Source organism: Sulfuricystis thermophila (genome assembly GCF_004323595.1).
Classification (GTDB): Bacteria; Pseudomonadota; Gammaproteobacteria; order Burkholderiales; family Rhodocyclaceae; genus Sulfuricystis; species Sulfuricystis thermophila.
Window position 1 is genome coordinate 1,756,989 of the sequence record NZ_AP019373.1, and the last position, 14,468, is coordinate 1,771,456.

A 14,468-nucleotide genomic window follows, 5' to 3' on the forward strand; every position below is an offset into this window, starting at 1 on the left:
AACACGACGACAGTCTGCGCCGCGCCGCTTAAACGAGACTTAGGGTTGGCTTAACGCCGGCTTAAGATCGGTCGCGAGAACACTTTCCGACGCGAAATCCCATAGCTCATGCGCATCGAGCAGGAGCCGGTAGCGTGCTTCGATGGCATCGATCTGGGCCTGGATGGCCGCCAGGCGGGCTTCGCTCGCTTGCCGACGGGCAAGCTGCAGATCACTGTACTGGCCTTCGCCCAAACGCCAGGCTTTTTCGACCAGACGTGCGTTTTCCTCCATCCGCCGCGCCACATCGTCGAGCCTGCGCCATTGTTCGTAGTGGGCGACCGCCGTGGCAATGGTCTGGCGTGCTTCCGCCTCGGCACGGGCGAGCACCAGCGCCTCGCGCGCCGCGGCGGCATCGGCTTCGGCGCTGGCGGAGCGGCTCGTCGCGTCACGCGCCTTGCCTGCCAGTGGAATCGACAGATGCACGCCGATGAGGCGTTCTTGCCCATCCCGCTCGCTGCCGAAAGTGAGGCCGACCGTCGGATCGGGCCAGCGCTCGGCATCGGCACGCGCGGCGGCCAGCCTCGCCCGTTCAGTTTCGCTGCGTGCCAGCGCCAGTTCATGGTTTTCGGCAAGGATGCGCCGTTGCCACTCGGTTTGTGCTTCCGGCGCAGCATCGATCGCCTGCGGTGGGCCGAGCAGCGGCTGCGCCGGCAGGGTGATGGCAGGAAATTGCGCCCGCCATTCGATCGCCACCCGTTCCCGCCGCATCTGTGCTTGGGCGAGCTGGGCCTCGGCTTGTTTGAGCTGCGCCTCGCTCAACATCGCTTCGAGACGTGCCGTCTCGCCAGCGCCGACTTTTTTCACTGCAGCAGTATGGAGTTCGCGCAGGATCGCGACCTGGGACAGCCACTCGGTGACGGCGGCGGCTTCCCGTTGCCAGGCGAACCAGCGCGCCAGAAGCTCGCGGCTCGTGGCATGCAGCGCCTCACCCACGGCGTGGTGCGAGACACTCACCTGCGCCTTGCCGAGATCGGCATCGAGCGAAGCCTTTCGCGGCAGACGCAGTGTGCGCTCGATACCGAGCTCGTGTTCGCGGTAACGCTGATCGACACTGCGATCACGCCGACTCTGGGCCGAAAACCGCACGGCAAATTCGTGCGGGCCGGCCACGAGGCCGCTTTCCTGCGCCTTGCCGGCATGCCAGCCGGCAATGGCGGCCCGCACCTGAGGATGCGCAGCCAAAGCGGCGATCACCTCTGCGGTGGGCGGCAGATCGGCCGTTTCGGCATGGAGCAGATTGGTGAGCAACAGCACGGCGCTGGCAACGACGGTGTTCACGAATGTCTTCATTGCAAGCTCCCCATCCGGATCACGGGTGTGAGCCACCAGACGCTCTGCGCACTGGCAAGCCCACGATGCAGTTCGGCCAGCAGTGCATCGACGTAGCTGGCATCGACGAGGATCTCGATACGGATCCGCTCGCTGCGGCCGCGTACTGCTTCGGCGGGTGTCAAACTGCCATCCGGATCGCCATGGCCTTCGACGCGATGCATCGTGAACGGACCGACCCATTCGGGATGCTTGAGCAGCTCATCGAGCACCTGATCCTTCAGGGCGTTGGGCAGGATCAGGTTGAGGCAGGTATCGAGACGCTTATTCATCCTGCATCTCCCCAACGACGGTAGAAAATCGGCAGGATGATCAGGGTGAGCAGGGTCGAGGTGACCAGCCCACCGATGACGACGATGGCCAGCGGCCGCTGGATCTCCGAACCGGGCCCGGTGGCAAAAAGCAGCGGCACGAGACCGAACGCGGCGATCGAGGCCGTCATCAGCACCGGCCGCAGGCGGCGCCGGGCGCCTTCGACCACCACCCGTTCGAGCGGCAGGCCCTGGGCGCGCAGCTGGTTGAAATACGAAACCAGCACCAGGCCATTCAATACGGCGATGCCCAACAGCGCAATGAAACCCACCGAGGCCGGCACCGACAGATATTCGCCGGCGATCAGCAAGGCGAACACCCCGCCGATGAGCGCGAACGGAATATTGACGAAGACCATCACCGCCTGCCGCAGCGAGCCGAAGGTGGAAAACAGAATATGGAAGATCATGGCCAAGGCTACCGGCACGACGAGCATCAGGCGTTTGGCGGCACGCTGCTGGTTCTCGAACTGGCCGCCCCAGGCCAACCGATAACTGGGCGGCAGCGGGATTTCGGCCGCGACGCGCGCCTTGGCCTCGTCGACGAAACCGACCAGATCGCGCCCCTCGACACTGGCTTGGACGACGGCAAGCCGCTGGGCGTTTTCGTGATCGACCTTGACCGGCCCCGCCACCCGCTCGAGTCGCGCGAGCAGCGACAGCGGCACCGTCTCGCCACTGGGCAGCGCAATCGACAAGCCGGAGAACAAGGCGGGCGAGAGGCTGACGTCTTTCTCGCCACGCAGCACGAGCGGGGTGCGCCGGGTGCCTTCGAGCACCAACCCCAGCGGTTGGCCTTCGAGTTGCGCACGCAGCGCCCGGGCGACTTCCTCCACCGTGAGGCCGAAGCGACCCGCCATCGTCCGATCGATGGCGACGGTGAAATACTGCACTCCCTCATTTTTCACCGTAAGCACGTCCTGCGCGCCCGGGATCGTGCGCAAGAGCGCGGCGATCTTTTCGGCCAGATCATTGAGCGTGGCAAGATCGGTGCCAAAGATCTTCACTGCCAGATCGCCGCGCGTGCCGGTGAGCATTTCCGAGACACGCATTTCGATCGGCTGGGTAAAACTGATGTCCATGCCGGGAAATTCTGCCATCACCTGGCGAATCTCGTTGATCAGCCAGTCCTTGTCCGGCCGGCGCCAGGTCTCGCGTGGCGCCAGCACCAGAAAGCTGTCGGTCTCGTTGAGCCCCATCGGATCGAGACCCAACTCATCGGAACCCGTGCGCGCGACGATGTCGATGATCTCCGGCACACGTTCGATGAGGGCTTTTTGCACGGCGAGATCCGTGTCGCGGCTCTGTTCGAGTCCGATCGAAGGCAGTTTGGCGAGCTGCAGCAGGATGTCGCCCTCGTCCATCGTCGGCATGAAGGTCTTGCCGATCTGGGTGAAAGCGCCGATGGCGGCGAAGAGCAGGAGCACCGTTACGGCGACGACCTTTTTCGCATTGGCCAGACACCAGGTCAGGAGAGGCACGTAGAGGCGCTGCGCGACGGTCGGCAGCCAAGGCTCGTGATGCCTGGCATCCGCCTTGAGGAGAAACGAAGCGATCACCGGAATGACGGTGAATGAGAGCAGCAGCGAGCCTGACAACGCAAAGACGATGGTGAGCGCCACGGGCACGAACAGCTTGCCTTCGAGCCCCTGGAGCGTCATGAGCGGCAGGAAGACGATGACGATGATCGAAATGCCGGCTACCACCGGCACCGTCACTTCGCGCACGGCGCGGTAGATGCGATGCAGAAAAGGCAGGCGTTCGCCGGCAGGATCGGCAAGCCGCGCCTCGACGTTTTCCACCACCACCACGGCGGCATCGACCAGCATGCCGATGGCGATCGCCAGACCACCGAGGCTCATCAGGTTCGCCGACATGCCAAAGAAATGCATCAGGATGAACGTGATGAGCGCTGCGAGTGGCAGCACGCAAGCGACGGCGATCGCCGCACGCAAGTTACCCAGAAAGGCCAGGAGCAACACCAGCACCAGGACGATCGCCTCGACCAGCGCTTTGGAAACGGTGCCGATCGCCCGCTCGACGAGCGCGCCGCGGTCATAGAAGATCTTCGTCGTCACCCCCGGCGGCAGTTGTGATTGGATCTCGGCGAGTTTGGCCCGCACGCTCTCCACCACGGCCCGGGCATTCGCCCCGCGCAAACCCAGCACCAGCCCTTCGACGGCTTCCTCATTGCCGCCATGGGTGACGAAACCATAGCGGGTGAGACTGCCCACCCGCACATCGGCGACGTCTCCCACCCGGGTGATGTGCGAAGCATGCCCGGCATGAGGATCCGGCACGACGATCGAGCGCAAATCCTCCAACGTCTTGACGCTGCCTTCGACGCGCACCAGCCAGGCTTCCTCACCCTCGGTGAGACGGCCAGCGCCATCGTTGCGGTTGTTCGTCACCAGCGCGCGTTCGAGATCGGCCAAGGTGAGTCCGCGCGCTTTCAAAGCCAGCAGATTGGGCACCACCTCGAAAGTGCGCACATGCCCCCCCAAGGCATTGACATCGGCCACTCCCGGCAAGGTCCTCAACTGCGGGCGGATCACCCAATCGAGCAGCGCACGTTTTTCGGCCAGTGGCAGATCACCCTCGATGGTAAACATCAGCATCTCGCCCAAGGGTGTGGTGATCGGCGCCAGCCCTCCTGAGACGTCGGTTGGGAAATCCTTCATGACCCCATTCAAACGCTCGGAAACCTGTTGGCGTGCCCAGTAGATATCGGTGCCATCGACGAAATCGAGCGTGATGTCGGCGATCGCATATTTGGCCACGGCCCGCATCATGCGCTGGTTGGGAATGCCCAGCATCTCCAGCTCGATCGGCGTGACGATGCGCGCCTCGACCTCCTCCGGCGTCATGCCCGGCGCCTTGACGATGATCTTGACCTGCGTCGAAGAGACGTCGGGGAAGGCATCGATCGGCAAGGCGCGAAACGCATAAATGCCGGCGCCGACCATCAGCAAGGTGGCGATGATCACTAAAAGGCGCTGCGTCAGCGCAAACTCGATGAGCTTTTGGAACACGGCTCAATCCTCGGCAGCGCCCAGACCCAACCACACCGCCTTGATCGCCGCCGCCCCCTTGACGGCAATCCGAGCCTCTCGAGGCAGCGACGTCGCGATGCGCGTGACCTCGGCCGTCTCGGCGACCACCTCGACCGGCTCGGGACGAAAACCGCCATCGGTGGCGACGAACAGCCAGCTCTTGCCCTGATGGCGCACCAGCGCCGCAACCGGTACTGCGATCGAGCCGGCCTGCCGCTCCTTCGCTAGCTGCGCCTCGACGAATTGAAAGGGCTTCACACAACCGGCGGGGTCGGCCAATTCGGCCCGGATCACCACGGATTGGCTTGCCATTTGCAGCTGGGGGGCGATGAGCTTCACCTGCGCTCTTTTGGCGCAGCCCGGCACCATGACCGTATCCCCCGGCGCAATCCCCGCCGCCTGGGTGGCGCTGGCTTGGATTTCGAGCCACAGCGGCGCGATGCGGGCGAGTTTGACGAGCGGCATCTGGGCATCGACGCGCTGGCCAGCTTGCACCGGGGCTTCGAGCACCACGCCAGCAAACGGCGCGCGCAACCATACCGTATCGCTGGTCGTGCCGGACTCATGCGCTGGCGGCAGATTCGCCAACCGCAAGGCCTGCCGGCGCTCATCGAGCCGGGCAAGCGCTTCCCGCTCCGCGGCACGGGTGGCCGACAGACGCGCCTGGCTGATGATGCCATCCTGAAACAACGCCTCGTCACGGCGGCGATTCTCCTCGGCAAGCGCCGCCTGGGTTTTTGACTCGACGAACGCCCGTTGCGCTTCGAGAAAAGCCGCGCCCTGCAAGCGCACCAACGGCTGACCTTTCGCGACCGGCTCGCCGTAGGCGACCGCGACTCTCGCCACCATGGCCGGCAAGGGTGCCGTCACCACCTCGATTTGCCCGGGCGGAATCACCACCTGCGCCGGCAGGCGCAGCGTGCCAGCACGCTCCTTTTGACCCAGCGGCTGGACGACGATGCCCATCCGTGCCGCCTGCTCCGGCGTGATACGCACCAGGGCCTCTTCGGCTGCCTGGGCGACAGCGAACCACGACAGGGCAGCAAAGATCAACAACGAACGCATGCGGCTGACTCCATTTTCTTGAAACGACAGGCATTGACATCGAGCAGCACCCGATCGCCTTCCTTGACATCGACGCCCGGCGGCAGAGGAAAAGCCCGCCAGCGCAGATGCGAATTGCCGGTATAGCGGAGCAACACCAGAACCTCATCGCCATGGGCTGGCGGGCAGGTATCGGAGCGCCGCGCGATGAGCTCGGCCGTGCGGCCGATCTCGATGACAGTGGCGGGACGCTCGCCATCCTTGTGGCCATAGGGTAAGGCCGTGCAGCCGGCCAGCCAGGTCAGCAGCAACACGCCGCTCACACGCAAGAAGCTGCTTCGGAGGTTACGAGCGAAAGAAAATCGAAAAAAAGGACGCATGCGGATATTCGAGCGAATCATGAGCCAAAGGGATCGCCAGCGAGGAGCGCATGCTATGGAGTGAAACTTAAAACAGTCTTAACAGGGCGTTGCAAAACTACTGCACTGGCCATCCTCGCTACGTTTTTCAACGACCCGTTTGTGCCGGAAAAACGACGCAGGCTTTGTGCCCCCCGCTTGACCCGATCCCGGAAGAATACAGCCTCCGCCACCGTGACGCGCCGAATCGAGTGGGGCGCGTCACGGGGTTTACCCGCTATTGGCCCTGACGGGTTTGAGTTTCCGTCTGGCTGCGGGTTTGCACTTGGCTACGTGTCTGGATCTGATCCTGCTGCTCGTTTTGGGTCCGAGTCTGCACCTGGTTGCGGCTCTGATCGGCCTGGCCCATCCCTTGGCCAGCTCCACCATTCTGATTGCGGATTTCATGCCGCTGCTGGTTCTCATACTGATTTTGGGCGGGCTGGCCGGAACGATTAATACCCGCCATACCACCCATGCCGCCACCCATGCCGCCACCCATGCCACCCCCGGGCCCGCGCGCGAAAGCGCTGGTCGCGACGGTGGTCGAAACGAGGACAATGGCAAGAAGATGCGAAGTTTTCATAGTCATACTCCTGTCTGTGATTAATCGGATCACCGATGACGCCCCATGCCACCACGCCCCATCCCTCCGCCCGGACTCGTCGCCGGAAAGCGCGGCTCCCCGGTATCGATACCGCTGTCGATCCGGAGGGTCCGCCGACGAGCCTCGTAGCCGCTGCCATACGGCAACGACTCCGGCCTTAGCGTCGGATCCTCCGGACGAAGGTTCCGGTTCGCCGCATCATCTCGCTCCGCGATCATGCCTTTCCGCTGAGAAAGCGCATCACGCGGTAGTGATAGATTCAATGGCGCACGATTCTCTTCGCCCCCGGTAGGCATTTGCCCCCAAGCCGGCGCGACGAGCAAGAACGAGACCGTGAGAACGATGGAGGATGGAGTCATGAGAGCGTCTTCTTCGGTAGCGGTATCTTCCCAATGCCTCGTAACAATGCCATGTTCGCTCGGCATCAGGCTGTTTCGGTTTGTTTCCGCGCGTTTCATGTCATTTCCGCAGCAACGTTTTCCGCTGTCGGCGCGCTACACTGGAAAACATGAACGGCATCAGGCAGAACCACATTCTCGTCGTCGATGACGATCCTGCATTGCGAGAGCTGCTGAGCGATTACCTCACCACCCATGGCTTCATCGTGCAGGCGGTCGGGGATGGTGCAGCGATGCGAGCGGCGCTTGCCAACGGCATGCCCGATGCCATCGTGCTCGATCTGATGTTGCCCGGCGAGGATGGTCTCGCGCTGACGCGCAGCCTACGCGCACAATCCAACGTGCCGATCCTGATCCTTTCGGCACGAGGCGAGGAGATCGACCGTGTCATCGGTCTCGAGGTCGGTGCCGATGACTATCTCGCCAAACCCTTCGGGCCGCGAGAATTGCTCGCCAGGTTGCGCGCTCTGCTCAGGCGCGGCCAGGCCACCCGGGAAGCGACCGCCTTACCGACGGTAGAACATCGTTTCGGCCCTTTCGTCCTCGATCTCGCGGGTCGGCGATTGCTGCGCGGCAGCGCGGAAGTCCACCTCACCGGAGCGGAATTCGATCTGCTCGCCGCCTTCGTCACGCGCCCAAACCGCGTGCTCTCACGTGACGTCCTGGTCGATCTCCTGAAAGGTTATGACCGCGATCCTTTCGATCGCAGCATCGACATTCGCGTCACGCGCTTGAGACGCAAGATCGAGCCCGACCCGGCCGCGCCGGTTTATATCCGCACCGTGCGTGGTGAAGGATACCTGTTCAACCCACGAGGGGGGTCTGCTTGAACCCAGATTGTCCATTGGAACACGAGCGGGTATCGATGGCGAGGGCGAGCAGGTTTGCGTTCCCGCGACGAGCCAATAACCGTGTCTATTGGCGAGGAGCGGGGGCGCGAAGATGCCGCCCGCAGCCCGCTACCCGCCGTGTAGGGCGATGAAATGATCGTTTCGCCTGCTCATCGCGCATCAGCCCGGTCTAATGGACAATCTGGGTTGCACGCTCCTACCCTCGCCCGGCAAAACACCTGGCTGTTGGCGATGACCTTTATGCTGGTGGAGGTTTTTGTGACAGCATTGCTGGGTTTTTTTTTGATGTTGCCCATGGCGCGCCGCGCCGCGGATGACCTGGCCGGCCTGATGATTCTCTCGGCCCAGACCTGGGTGGAATTGCCACCGCAAACACGTCCCGCGTTCGAGCGCGAGCTGTTGGCGAATCATCAACTGGCATTGCGCGACACGCCGGCGGGCAAGGGACGCGACGAATGGCATCCACCATTTTTCTATTTGCTCGAAGATGCGCTGGGCAGACGACTGGGACATCCCCTCCACCTGGCAAGCGAAACGACGGCCGCTGGCATCTGGTACTGGGCCGATCTGCCTGCCGGGGAAGGTTTCCTCGCCGTGGGTCTGCCGCGTGCGCGGATCGCGACTCAGCCTCTGCCAGCCTTGATGCTAGCAATCGGCGGCAGTTTCATGATGGCCATCGCAATCGCCGTTTGGCTCGCCCGACGCGTCACGGCTCCCCTCTCGCGTCTGGACGAGGCAGCGGCACGCATCGGTCATGGCGAGCGACCCGAGCTTTTACCGGAAACCGGTCCGCGCGAGCTGGCCGCACTTGCCCGCCGTTTCAATGCGATGGCGCTCCAAGTGCGCGACCTGCTGAGTGCCCGCACGACGCTCTTGGCCGGAGTTTCCCACGATTTGCGCACACCGCTCGCACGCATGCGCCTGGCACTCGAAATGCTGAAGAGCAACCCTTCCGCAGCCTTGATCGCCCGTATCGACAACGACATCGAGGAAATGAATGCCTTGATTACGACACTACTCGATCTGGCACGAGGCCTGGAAAGCGAAACGCCGGTGGATACCCATCTTGCCGAGATGCTCGCCGAGCTCGCCGAAAACTACCGGACATTTGGCCGCTCGCTGACAATTCGCTGTCCGCAAGGCATCCATTGCACGCTGCCACGCCGCTCGCTCATCCGAGCCATAGGCAATCTACTGCAAAACGCCATACGTTACGCACCAGACGGCGAGATCGAGCTGGTATGTGAGAAGGAAGGAGAAAATTGGCGGATCGGGGTGCTCGACCGTGGCCCGGGCATCCCGGCCGAGCGAATCGCTACGATGTTCGAGCCGTTCCAGCGACTGGACGATTCCCGTAGTCCCCAGACGGGTGGTGCCGGGCTCGGTCTCGCCATCGTGCGCGAGCTGGCAAAAGCCAATGGCTGGCAGGTGCGGCTGGAAAACAGGAAGGACGGTGGGCTGGCGGTATGGATCGAATCGACGCGAGCCGTGATCTGAATCCTTCTGCGACATTTTGTCGCATCCCGTTCATTGCAGAACCGCTTATATTGCATTGCATGATCAACTCTGAAGGAGAAGCCTCATGGATCGTCGCGAAGCGCTCAAATTGACCCTGCTCGCCGGCGCCGGCATCGCTGCGGGCGGGCAGTCCGCCCACGCCGCCGTCTGCGAAGGCGATGGCACCCCGATGCAGTTCATCCCGAAAAAACCGGCCGACCCGCAGCCGAACGTCAATGACATCGAGAAATACCCGAAATGCCCCTACTGCGGCATGGATCGCAAGCAGTTCCACCATTCGCGCATGCTGATCCAGTATTCTGACGACCTTCCCGATGGCACCTGTTCGCTGCACTGCGCGGCGATTTCGCTCTCGCTCAACATCGACCGCGAACCAAAAGCGATCTGGGTGGGCGACAATGCCGCAGCGGGCGAGCCCAAGCCGCTGGTCGACGTGGATAAAGCCACTTTCCTCGTCGGCAGCAAGATTCCCGGCGTGATGACCGCCCGCAGCAAGGTCGCCTATGGTACGGAGGAAGCGGCCAAGGCCGCCCAGGCAGCCAATGGCGGCGAACTCGTCAAGTTCGACGATGCGCTGCTCGCCGCCTATACCGACATGGCCAAGGATGTCTCCCGCATCCGCAAGATGCGCGCCGAGCGCCGCAAGAAGATGATGGAGCAGCAGGCGGGCGCAGCGATGGAGCACAAGCACTGATGCCCTCGCGCCGACACTTCCTGTTCGGCGCTTGCGCTTGCCTCTGGGCGGCGGCGAGTGCCGCCCAGACGCCGCCATCGTTCGCCAAACCGCCGCTGCCTTTCGACCGCTTGCCCAAGCCGGGGCCGAAGGACCTCTGCCCGGTCTGCGGCATGCTGGTCTCGAAATACCCGCATTGGGTAGCGACCATCGTTTATAAGGATGGTCATGCACATTTCTTCGACGGCGCGAAGGACATGTTCAAGTTCTGGTTCGATCCGCCGAAATACGCGCCCAATCATGCGCGCGAGATGATCGCGCAGATGGCCGTCACCGATTATTACAACCTGCAGTCGATCGACGCCAAGACCGCTTTCTATGTGATCGGCTCGGACGTGCTCGGCCCGATGGGCCACGAGTTCGTGCCGCTCGCCAGCCAGGCGGATGCCGAGGAATTCCTGAAAGAGCACAAGGGCAAACGGATCCTGCGTTTCGAGCAGGTGACGAAGGATCTGCCGTTCAAACTGGACGACGGGAAGTTTTAGCCCAGATTGTCCATTGGAACACGAGCGGGTATCGATGGCGAGGGCGAGCAGGTTTGCGTCCCCGCGACGAGCCAATAACCGTGTCTATTGGCAAGGAGCGGGGGCGCGAAGATGCCGCCCGCAGCCCGATACCCGCCGTGTAGGGCGATGAAATGATCGTTTCGCCTGCTCATGACGCATTAGCCCGGTCTAATGGACAATCTGGGTTTAGGTCTCATCAGCCGCAGGGCGGCCTCGCGCGAGAGCGCCTGCGCCGTTTGCTCCATCGTCTCGTAAAGCCCCGCCAGCACGCGCCGGCGCAATGGCGTCAGCAGTGCCGGCATGCGCACCGATTCGCCGAGGATACGGGTCTCTTGGGCATACGAGATCATCAACTCGAAGAGCAGCCGCTCGAAGGTCTCGCCCGGAAACACCTCGGTGAGCATTGCGCGCAAGGAGCGTCCTTTCGTCCAGGCCGCGCAGATCTGCCGGACGGCCTCAAAAAGACGGCGAATGCGCGCCGCACGCACTGGATCGATCCGTTCATAGGGAATCGGAATCTCCAGCGGCCCGCGTGCGGTGGTGAGGAAATCACGGTCGATCGCGGCGGCCACCCGTAACAGGCGCTCCACCTCGGCAGCATCGATCGCTTGCCGACGCGCCGCCGCTTGCGCTGCGCTGTGGATCACCTCGGCATCCTTGCGTACTTCCTTGGCGACATTGCTCGCCAGCAGACGATCCAGCCACGGCAGCGCCGCCGGTAACGGCAAACGGGCGCTGATGGCCGCCGTGGTGCGCCGGCTGTAGGTCTCGAGCAGCCGCCGGTTCAGCTCGACGAGCAGTCTCGCCTTCTGCATTACGCCCAGAGCTTGTGAAAAAATTCGGCGCGAGCACCGCCCGACCCCAAGATGGCAAGCGCAGCAGAATTCTTCACAAGCGCTTAGAGCGGTTTCTGCGCCCGGTGTACGCCGATCATGCCGGCCAGCAGGCTCTTATGGACGACATTGACCATGCCGTGCGCGCGCAGCAGGTCGGAGAACTCCTCCGGCGAATAGAAGTTGTCGAGCGCGTCGATGAAGTATTTGCGGCAGTTGAGCGCCGGCTCACCACTGCGGAACAGCGCCGCGGTGAAATTCAGGCAGAAGCGCAGATAGCCGAAATACAGCTTCGCCACGCGAGGATGCGGCGGACGCAGCATGTCGCAGTGATGGAAATGCCCGCCCGGTTTGAGCACACGACGCACTTCATCGAATACCTCATCGAGCCGCAGATGACGCGACGCCCATTGCAGCGTGACGATGTCGAAATGGTTGTCCGGATACGGCAGCTTGTGCACGTCGCCGATCGTCGCGCGGATCACCATGCCGCGCTCCTGGGCGCGCTGGCGGCCGACCGTCTGCATCGCCACATTGCGGTCGATCGCAAACACTTCGAGGGTCGGCTCGCGCTTCAGCAGCGCAATGCCGACGGCATTGGTACCGGCGCAGATGTCGAGCGCGTGCATCCCGGGCTTTGTCTCCACCAGGTCCATGTGATGGCGCAGGAACCAGTTCCACAGCCCGAGGCTGGCGACCTGGTTGGCACTGTCGTAATAACTGGCGACATCGGTGAACACGGGATCGAGGTCGTTCTGCCAGTAATGGCTGAACAGTTGCTTGCGCTTGACCTCTTTCGAGAGGGGAGCATCCATGCGAATCCTCAGGGGCTGTGGAAAAATTCGTCGCGAGCGCAGCAGAAGTTTCACAGCCTCTCAGATCGCCGCGGCGTCGGTCTCTCCGGTACGAATACGCACCACCTGCTCGACCGGCATGACGAAGATCTTGCCATCGCCGATCTTGCCGGTGCGCGCCGCCTTGATGATCGCTTCGATGGCCGGCTCGACCGTGGCTTCGGCGACCACCAGCTCGACCTTGATCTTCGGCAGGAAGTCGACGACGTATTCGGCACCGCGATACAGCTCGGTGTGTCCCTTCTGGCGGCCGAAGCCTTTCACCTCGGTGACGGTCAGCCCCGTGACGCCGATCTCCGAGAGCGCTTCGCGCACCTCGTCGAGCTTGAACGGCTTGATGATGGCTTCGATTTTCTTCATGGTTCAACTCCATTCGTCGGGATAACGCGATGTTATCGGATAGCGCCAATCCTTGCCGAAGGCGCGGCGCGTCACGCGCACGCCGGGCGGCGCCTGGCGGCGCTTGTATTCGTTCTTCTTGAGCAGCGTGATCACGCGGCGCACGTCGGCTTCCGGCATGCCTTGCGCGATGATCTCGCGTGGCGATAGGTCGCGCTCCATGTAGGCCTCGATGATCGCGTCGAGCACTTCGTAGGGCGGCAGCGAGTCCTGATCGGTCTGATTGGCTTTGAGCTCGGCCGAGGGCGCGCGGGTGAGGATGTTCTGCGGAATCACGTCGGAGAGGGTATTGCGGTAATGCGCCAGCCGATAGACGAAGGTCTTGAAGACATCCTTGAGCACCGCGAAACCGCCCGCCATGTCGCCATAGAGCGTCGCATAGCCGACTGCCATCTCGCTCTTGTTGCCGGTGGTGAGCAGGATGCGTCCGGTGCGGTTCGAGATCGCCATCAGCAGCAGCCCGCGGATGCGCGCTTGGATGTTCTCCTCGGTGGTGTCCCAGGCGGGTTTCGGCCCCAAGGGTGCGAATACCGGCGCGAGCATGTTGGCGAATTGCTCCATCGCGGCGGCGATCGGGATTTCGTCATACTGCACGCCCAGCCGGCGCGCCATTTCGCGTGCGTCGTCGAGGCTCATTTGCGCGGTATAGGGCGAAGGCATCATCACCGCGCGCACCCGCTCCGCCCCCAGTGCATCGACGGCGACCGCCAAAGTGAGCGCCGAATCGATGCCGCCGGAGAGGCCGACGATCGCGCCGGGGAAACCGTTCTTGCCGATGTAGTCGGCAACGCCGAGGCACAGCGCGGCATACACCGAGGCCTCGACCGACAGGGGTGCGGCCAGCGTGCCCGGCAGCAAATGGCCATCGGCGTATTCGACGATCGCCAGCGCCTCCTCGAAGGCCGGCAACTGATGGGTGAGCCGCCCTTGGGCATCGAGCGCGAACGAATCGCCGTCGAACACCAGTTCGTCCTGGCCGCCCACCAGATTGCAATAGATCGCCGGCATGCTGGTGCCGGCGATGCGCTCACGCAGTACCGCCTGGCGGGTAGCGGCCTTGTTCATGTGGAACGGCGAAGCATTTAGCGCCAGCAACAATTCGGCACCGGCCGCGCGGGTTGCCTCGACCGTGCCCGGCAGCCAGATGTCTTCGCAGATCGCCAGCCCGATCGTGGTTTCGCCGAGCGTGAACACGCATGGCGCGCTGCCGGCGGCGAAATAACGTTCCTCGTCGAAGACCTCGCTGTTGGGCAGGCGCTGCTTGTGGTAGGTGACCTCGATGCGCCCGTCGCGCAACAGTGAAGCGGCGTTGTAGCGCAGCGTACCGCGCATCTCGGGGTGGCCGACGACGGCCGGCAGCGGCAGCCGTGCTGCCAGCGCCGACAACTCGCGGGCACAGGCGCGATGAAAGTCCGGCCGCAGCAGCAGATCCTCGGGCGGATAGCCGGCGAGCGCCAATTCGGGCGTCAGCAACAGATCGGCACCCAGCGCATGCGCCTCGTCGGCGGCGGCGAGGATGCGGGCAGCATTCCCGGCCAGGTCGCCGACCGTGCAGTCGATCTGCGCGACGGCTACTTTGAGGCTCATGCCGA

General features: G+C 63.3%; 15 protein-coding genes. 4 read left to right on the plus strand and 11 right to left on the minus strand.

Annotated features, from left to right (window positions below; all coding sequences use genetic code 11):
* Positions 1–39: 39 nt before the first annotated feature.
* From M52SOB_RS08820 to M52SOB_RS08850, 7 genes are all read right to left on the minus strand, one after another.
* A complete protein-coding gene (locus tag M52SOB_RS08820; RefSeq protein WP_131111516.1) occupies positions 40–1,332 on the minus strand; it encodes a TolC family protein in 1,293 nt (430 codons plus the stop codon).
* A complete protein-coding gene (locus tag M52SOB_RS08825; RefSeq protein ID WP_131111517.1) occupies positions 1,329–1,643 on the minus strand; it encodes a DUF3240 family protein in 315 nt (104 codons plus the stop codon). The genes M52SOB_RS08820 and M52SOB_RS08825 overlap by 4 nt, the downstream gene beginning before the upstream one ends.
* Complete coding sequence (locus M52SOB_RS08830) at positions 1,640–4,714, minus strand: efflux RND transporter permease subunit (RefSeq protein WP_131111518.1); 3,075 nt, start codon at positions 4,712–4,714, stop codon at positions 1,640–1,642. Before M52SOB_RS08830 ends, M52SOB_RS08825 begins: the two co-directional genes overlap by 4 nt.
* A gap of 3 nt (positions 4,715–4,717) precedes the next feature.
* Positions 4,718–5,800, minus strand: a complete 1,083-nt coding sequence (locus M52SOB_RS08835) for an efflux RND transporter periplasmic adaptor subunit (protein WP_131111519.1) — start codon at positions 5,798–5,800, stop codon at positions 4,718–4,720.
* Positions 5,785–6,102 carry a hypothetical protein gene (locus M52SOB_RS08840; RefSeq protein ID WP_131111520.1) on the minus strand — a complete coding sequence of 106 codons (318 nt, stop codon included), beginning with the start codon at positions 6,100–6,102 and terminating at the stop codon, positions 5,785–5,787. Before M52SOB_RS08840 ends, M52SOB_RS08835 begins: the two co-directional genes overlap by 16 nt.
* A 313-nt stretch (positions 6,103–6,415) precedes the next feature.
* A complete protein-coding gene (locus M52SOB_RS08845) occupies positions 6,416–6,763 on the minus strand; it encodes a hypothetical protein (RefSeq protein WP_284155052.1) in 348 nt (115 codons plus the stop codon).
* A 29-nt stretch (positions 6,764–6,792) separates the two neighbouring features.
* Complete coding sequence (locus tag M52SOB_RS08850; RefSeq protein ID WP_131111521.1) at positions 6,793–7,242, minus strand: hypothetical protein; 450 nt, start codon at positions 7,240–7,242, stop codon at positions 6,793–6,795.
* A gap of 50 nt (positions 7,243–7,292) precedes the next feature.
* On the opposite strand from M52SOB_RS08850, the gene M52SOB_RS08855 reads away from it, so the two are divergent.
* The 4 genes from M52SOB_RS08855 (at position 7,293) to M52SOB_RS08870 (ending at position 10,769) form a co-directional block, all read left to right on the plus strand.
* A complete protein-coding gene (locus tag M52SOB_RS08855; protein WP_131111522.1) occupies positions 7,293–8,012 on the plus strand; it encodes a response regulator in 720 nt (239 codons plus the stop codon).
* A gap of 315 nt (positions 8,013–8,327) precedes the next feature.
* On the plus strand, positions 8,328–9,530 hold the full coding sequence (locus M52SOB_RS08860) for an ATP-binding protein (RefSeq protein ID WP_284155053.1): 1,203 nt from the start codon (positions 8,328–8,330) through the stop codon (positions 9,528–9,530).
* Between the two features lie 85 nt (positions 9,531–9,615).
* Entirely contained in the window at positions 9,616–10,245 is a 630-nt protein-coding gene (locus M52SOB_RS08865; RefSeq protein WP_131111524.1) for a nitrous oxide reductase accessory protein NosL, read from the plus strand.
* Positions 10,245–10,769 carry a nitrous oxide reductase accessory protein NosL gene (locus M52SOB_RS08870; RefSeq protein ID WP_131111525.1) on the plus strand — a complete coding sequence of 175 codons (525 nt, stop codon included), beginning with the start codon at positions 10,245–10,247 and terminating at the stop codon, positions 10,767–10,769. Before M52SOB_RS08865 ends, M52SOB_RS08870 begins: the two co-directional genes overlap by 1 nt.
* Before the next feature lie 179 nt (positions 10,770–10,948).
* On the opposite strand, the gene M52SOB_RS08875 is transcribed toward M52SOB_RS08870, so the two are convergent.
* The 4 genes from M52SOB_RS08875 to M52SOB_RS08890 all read right to left on the minus strand — a co-directional run bounded on the left by M52SOB_RS08875 (position 10,949) and on the right by M52SOB_RS08890 (position 14,463).
* Positions 10,949–11,605: a hypothetical protein gene (locus M52SOB_RS08875; RefSeq protein WP_131111526.1), complete on the minus strand. Its 657-nt coding sequence runs from the start codon at positions 11,603–11,605 to the stop codon at positions 10,949–10,951.
* Positions 11,606–11,688: 83 nt separating this feature from the next.
* The gene (locus tag M52SOB_RS08880; RefSeq protein WP_131111527.1) at positions 11,689–12,438 is read right to left on the minus strand and encodes a class I SAM-dependent methyltransferase; all 750 of its coding nucleotides are present in this window, start codon (positions 12,436–12,438) and stop codon (positions 11,689–11,691) included.
* Positions 12,439–12,498: 60 nt separating this feature from the next.
* Positions 12,499–12,837 carry a P-II family nitrogen regulator gene (locus M52SOB_RS08885; protein ID WP_131111528.1) on the minus strand — a complete coding sequence of 113 codons (339 nt, stop codon included), beginning with the start codon at positions 12,835–12,837 and terminating at the stop codon, positions 12,499–12,501.
* 3 nt (positions 12,838–12,840) lie between these two features.
* A complete protein-coding gene (locus M52SOB_RS08890; RefSeq protein WP_131111529.1) occupies positions 12,841–14,463 on the minus strand; it encodes an NAD+ synthase in 1,623 nt (540 codons plus the stop codon).
* Positions 14,464–14,468 lie beyond the last annotated feature (5 nt).

Excerpts from the sequence above, each read along its gene's own strand:
- M52SOB_RS08820 (WP_131111516.1), bottom strand. The coding sequence starts at position 1,332 with ATGAAGACATTCGTGAACACCGTCGTTGCCAGCGCCGTGCTGTTGCTC.
- M52SOB_RS08825 (WP_131111517.1), bottom strand. The coding sequence starts at position 1,643 with ATGAATAAGCGTCTCGATACCTGCCTCAACCTGATCCTGCCCAACGCC.
- M52SOB_RS08835 (WP_131111519.1), bottom strand. The coding sequence starts at position 5,800 with ATGCGTTCGTTGTTGATCTTTGCTGCCCTGTCGTGGTTCGCTGTCGCC.
- M52SOB_RS08845 (WP_284155052.1), bottom strand. The coding sequence starts at position 6,763 with ATGAAAACTTCGCATCTTCTTGCCATTGTCCTCGTTTCGACCACCGTC.
- M52SOB_RS08850 (WP_131111521.1), bottom strand. The coding sequence starts at position 7,242 with ATGAAACGCGCGGAAACAAACCGAAACAGCCTGATGCCGAGCGAACAT.
- M52SOB_RS08855 (WP_131111522.1), top strand. The coding sequence starts at position 7,293 with ATGAACGGCATCAGGCAGAACCACATTCTCGTCGTCGATGACGATCCT.
- M52SOB_RS08860 (WP_284155053.1), top strand. The coding sequence starts at position 8,328 with ATGGCGCGCCGCGCCGCGGATGACCTGGCCGGCCTGATGATTCTCTCG.
- M52SOB_RS08865 (WP_131111524.1), top strand. The coding sequence starts at position 9,616 with ATGGATCGTCGCGAAGCGCTCAAATTGACCCTGCTCGCCGGCGCCGGC.
- M52SOB_RS08870 (WP_131111525.1), top strand. The coding sequence starts at position 10,245 with ATGCCCTCGCGCCGACACTTCCTGTTCGGCGCTTGCGCTTGCCTCTGG.
- M52SOB_RS08875 (WP_131111526.1), bottom strand. The coding sequence starts at position 11,605 with ATGCAGAAGGCGAGACTGCTCGTCGAGCTGAACCGGCGGCTGCTCGAG.
- M52SOB_RS08880 (WP_131111527.1), bottom strand. The coding sequence starts at position 12,438 with ATGGATGCTCCCCTCTCGAAAGAGGTCAAGCGCAAGCAACTGTTCAGC.
- M52SOB_RS08885 (WP_131111528.1), bottom strand. The coding sequence starts at position 12,837 with ATGAAGAAAATCGAAGCCATCATCAAGCCGTTCAAGCTCGACGAGGTG.
- M52SOB_RS08890 (WP_131111529.1), bottom strand. The coding sequence starts at position 14,463 with ATGAGCCTCAAAGTAGCCGTCGCGCAGATCGACTGCACGGTCGGCGAC.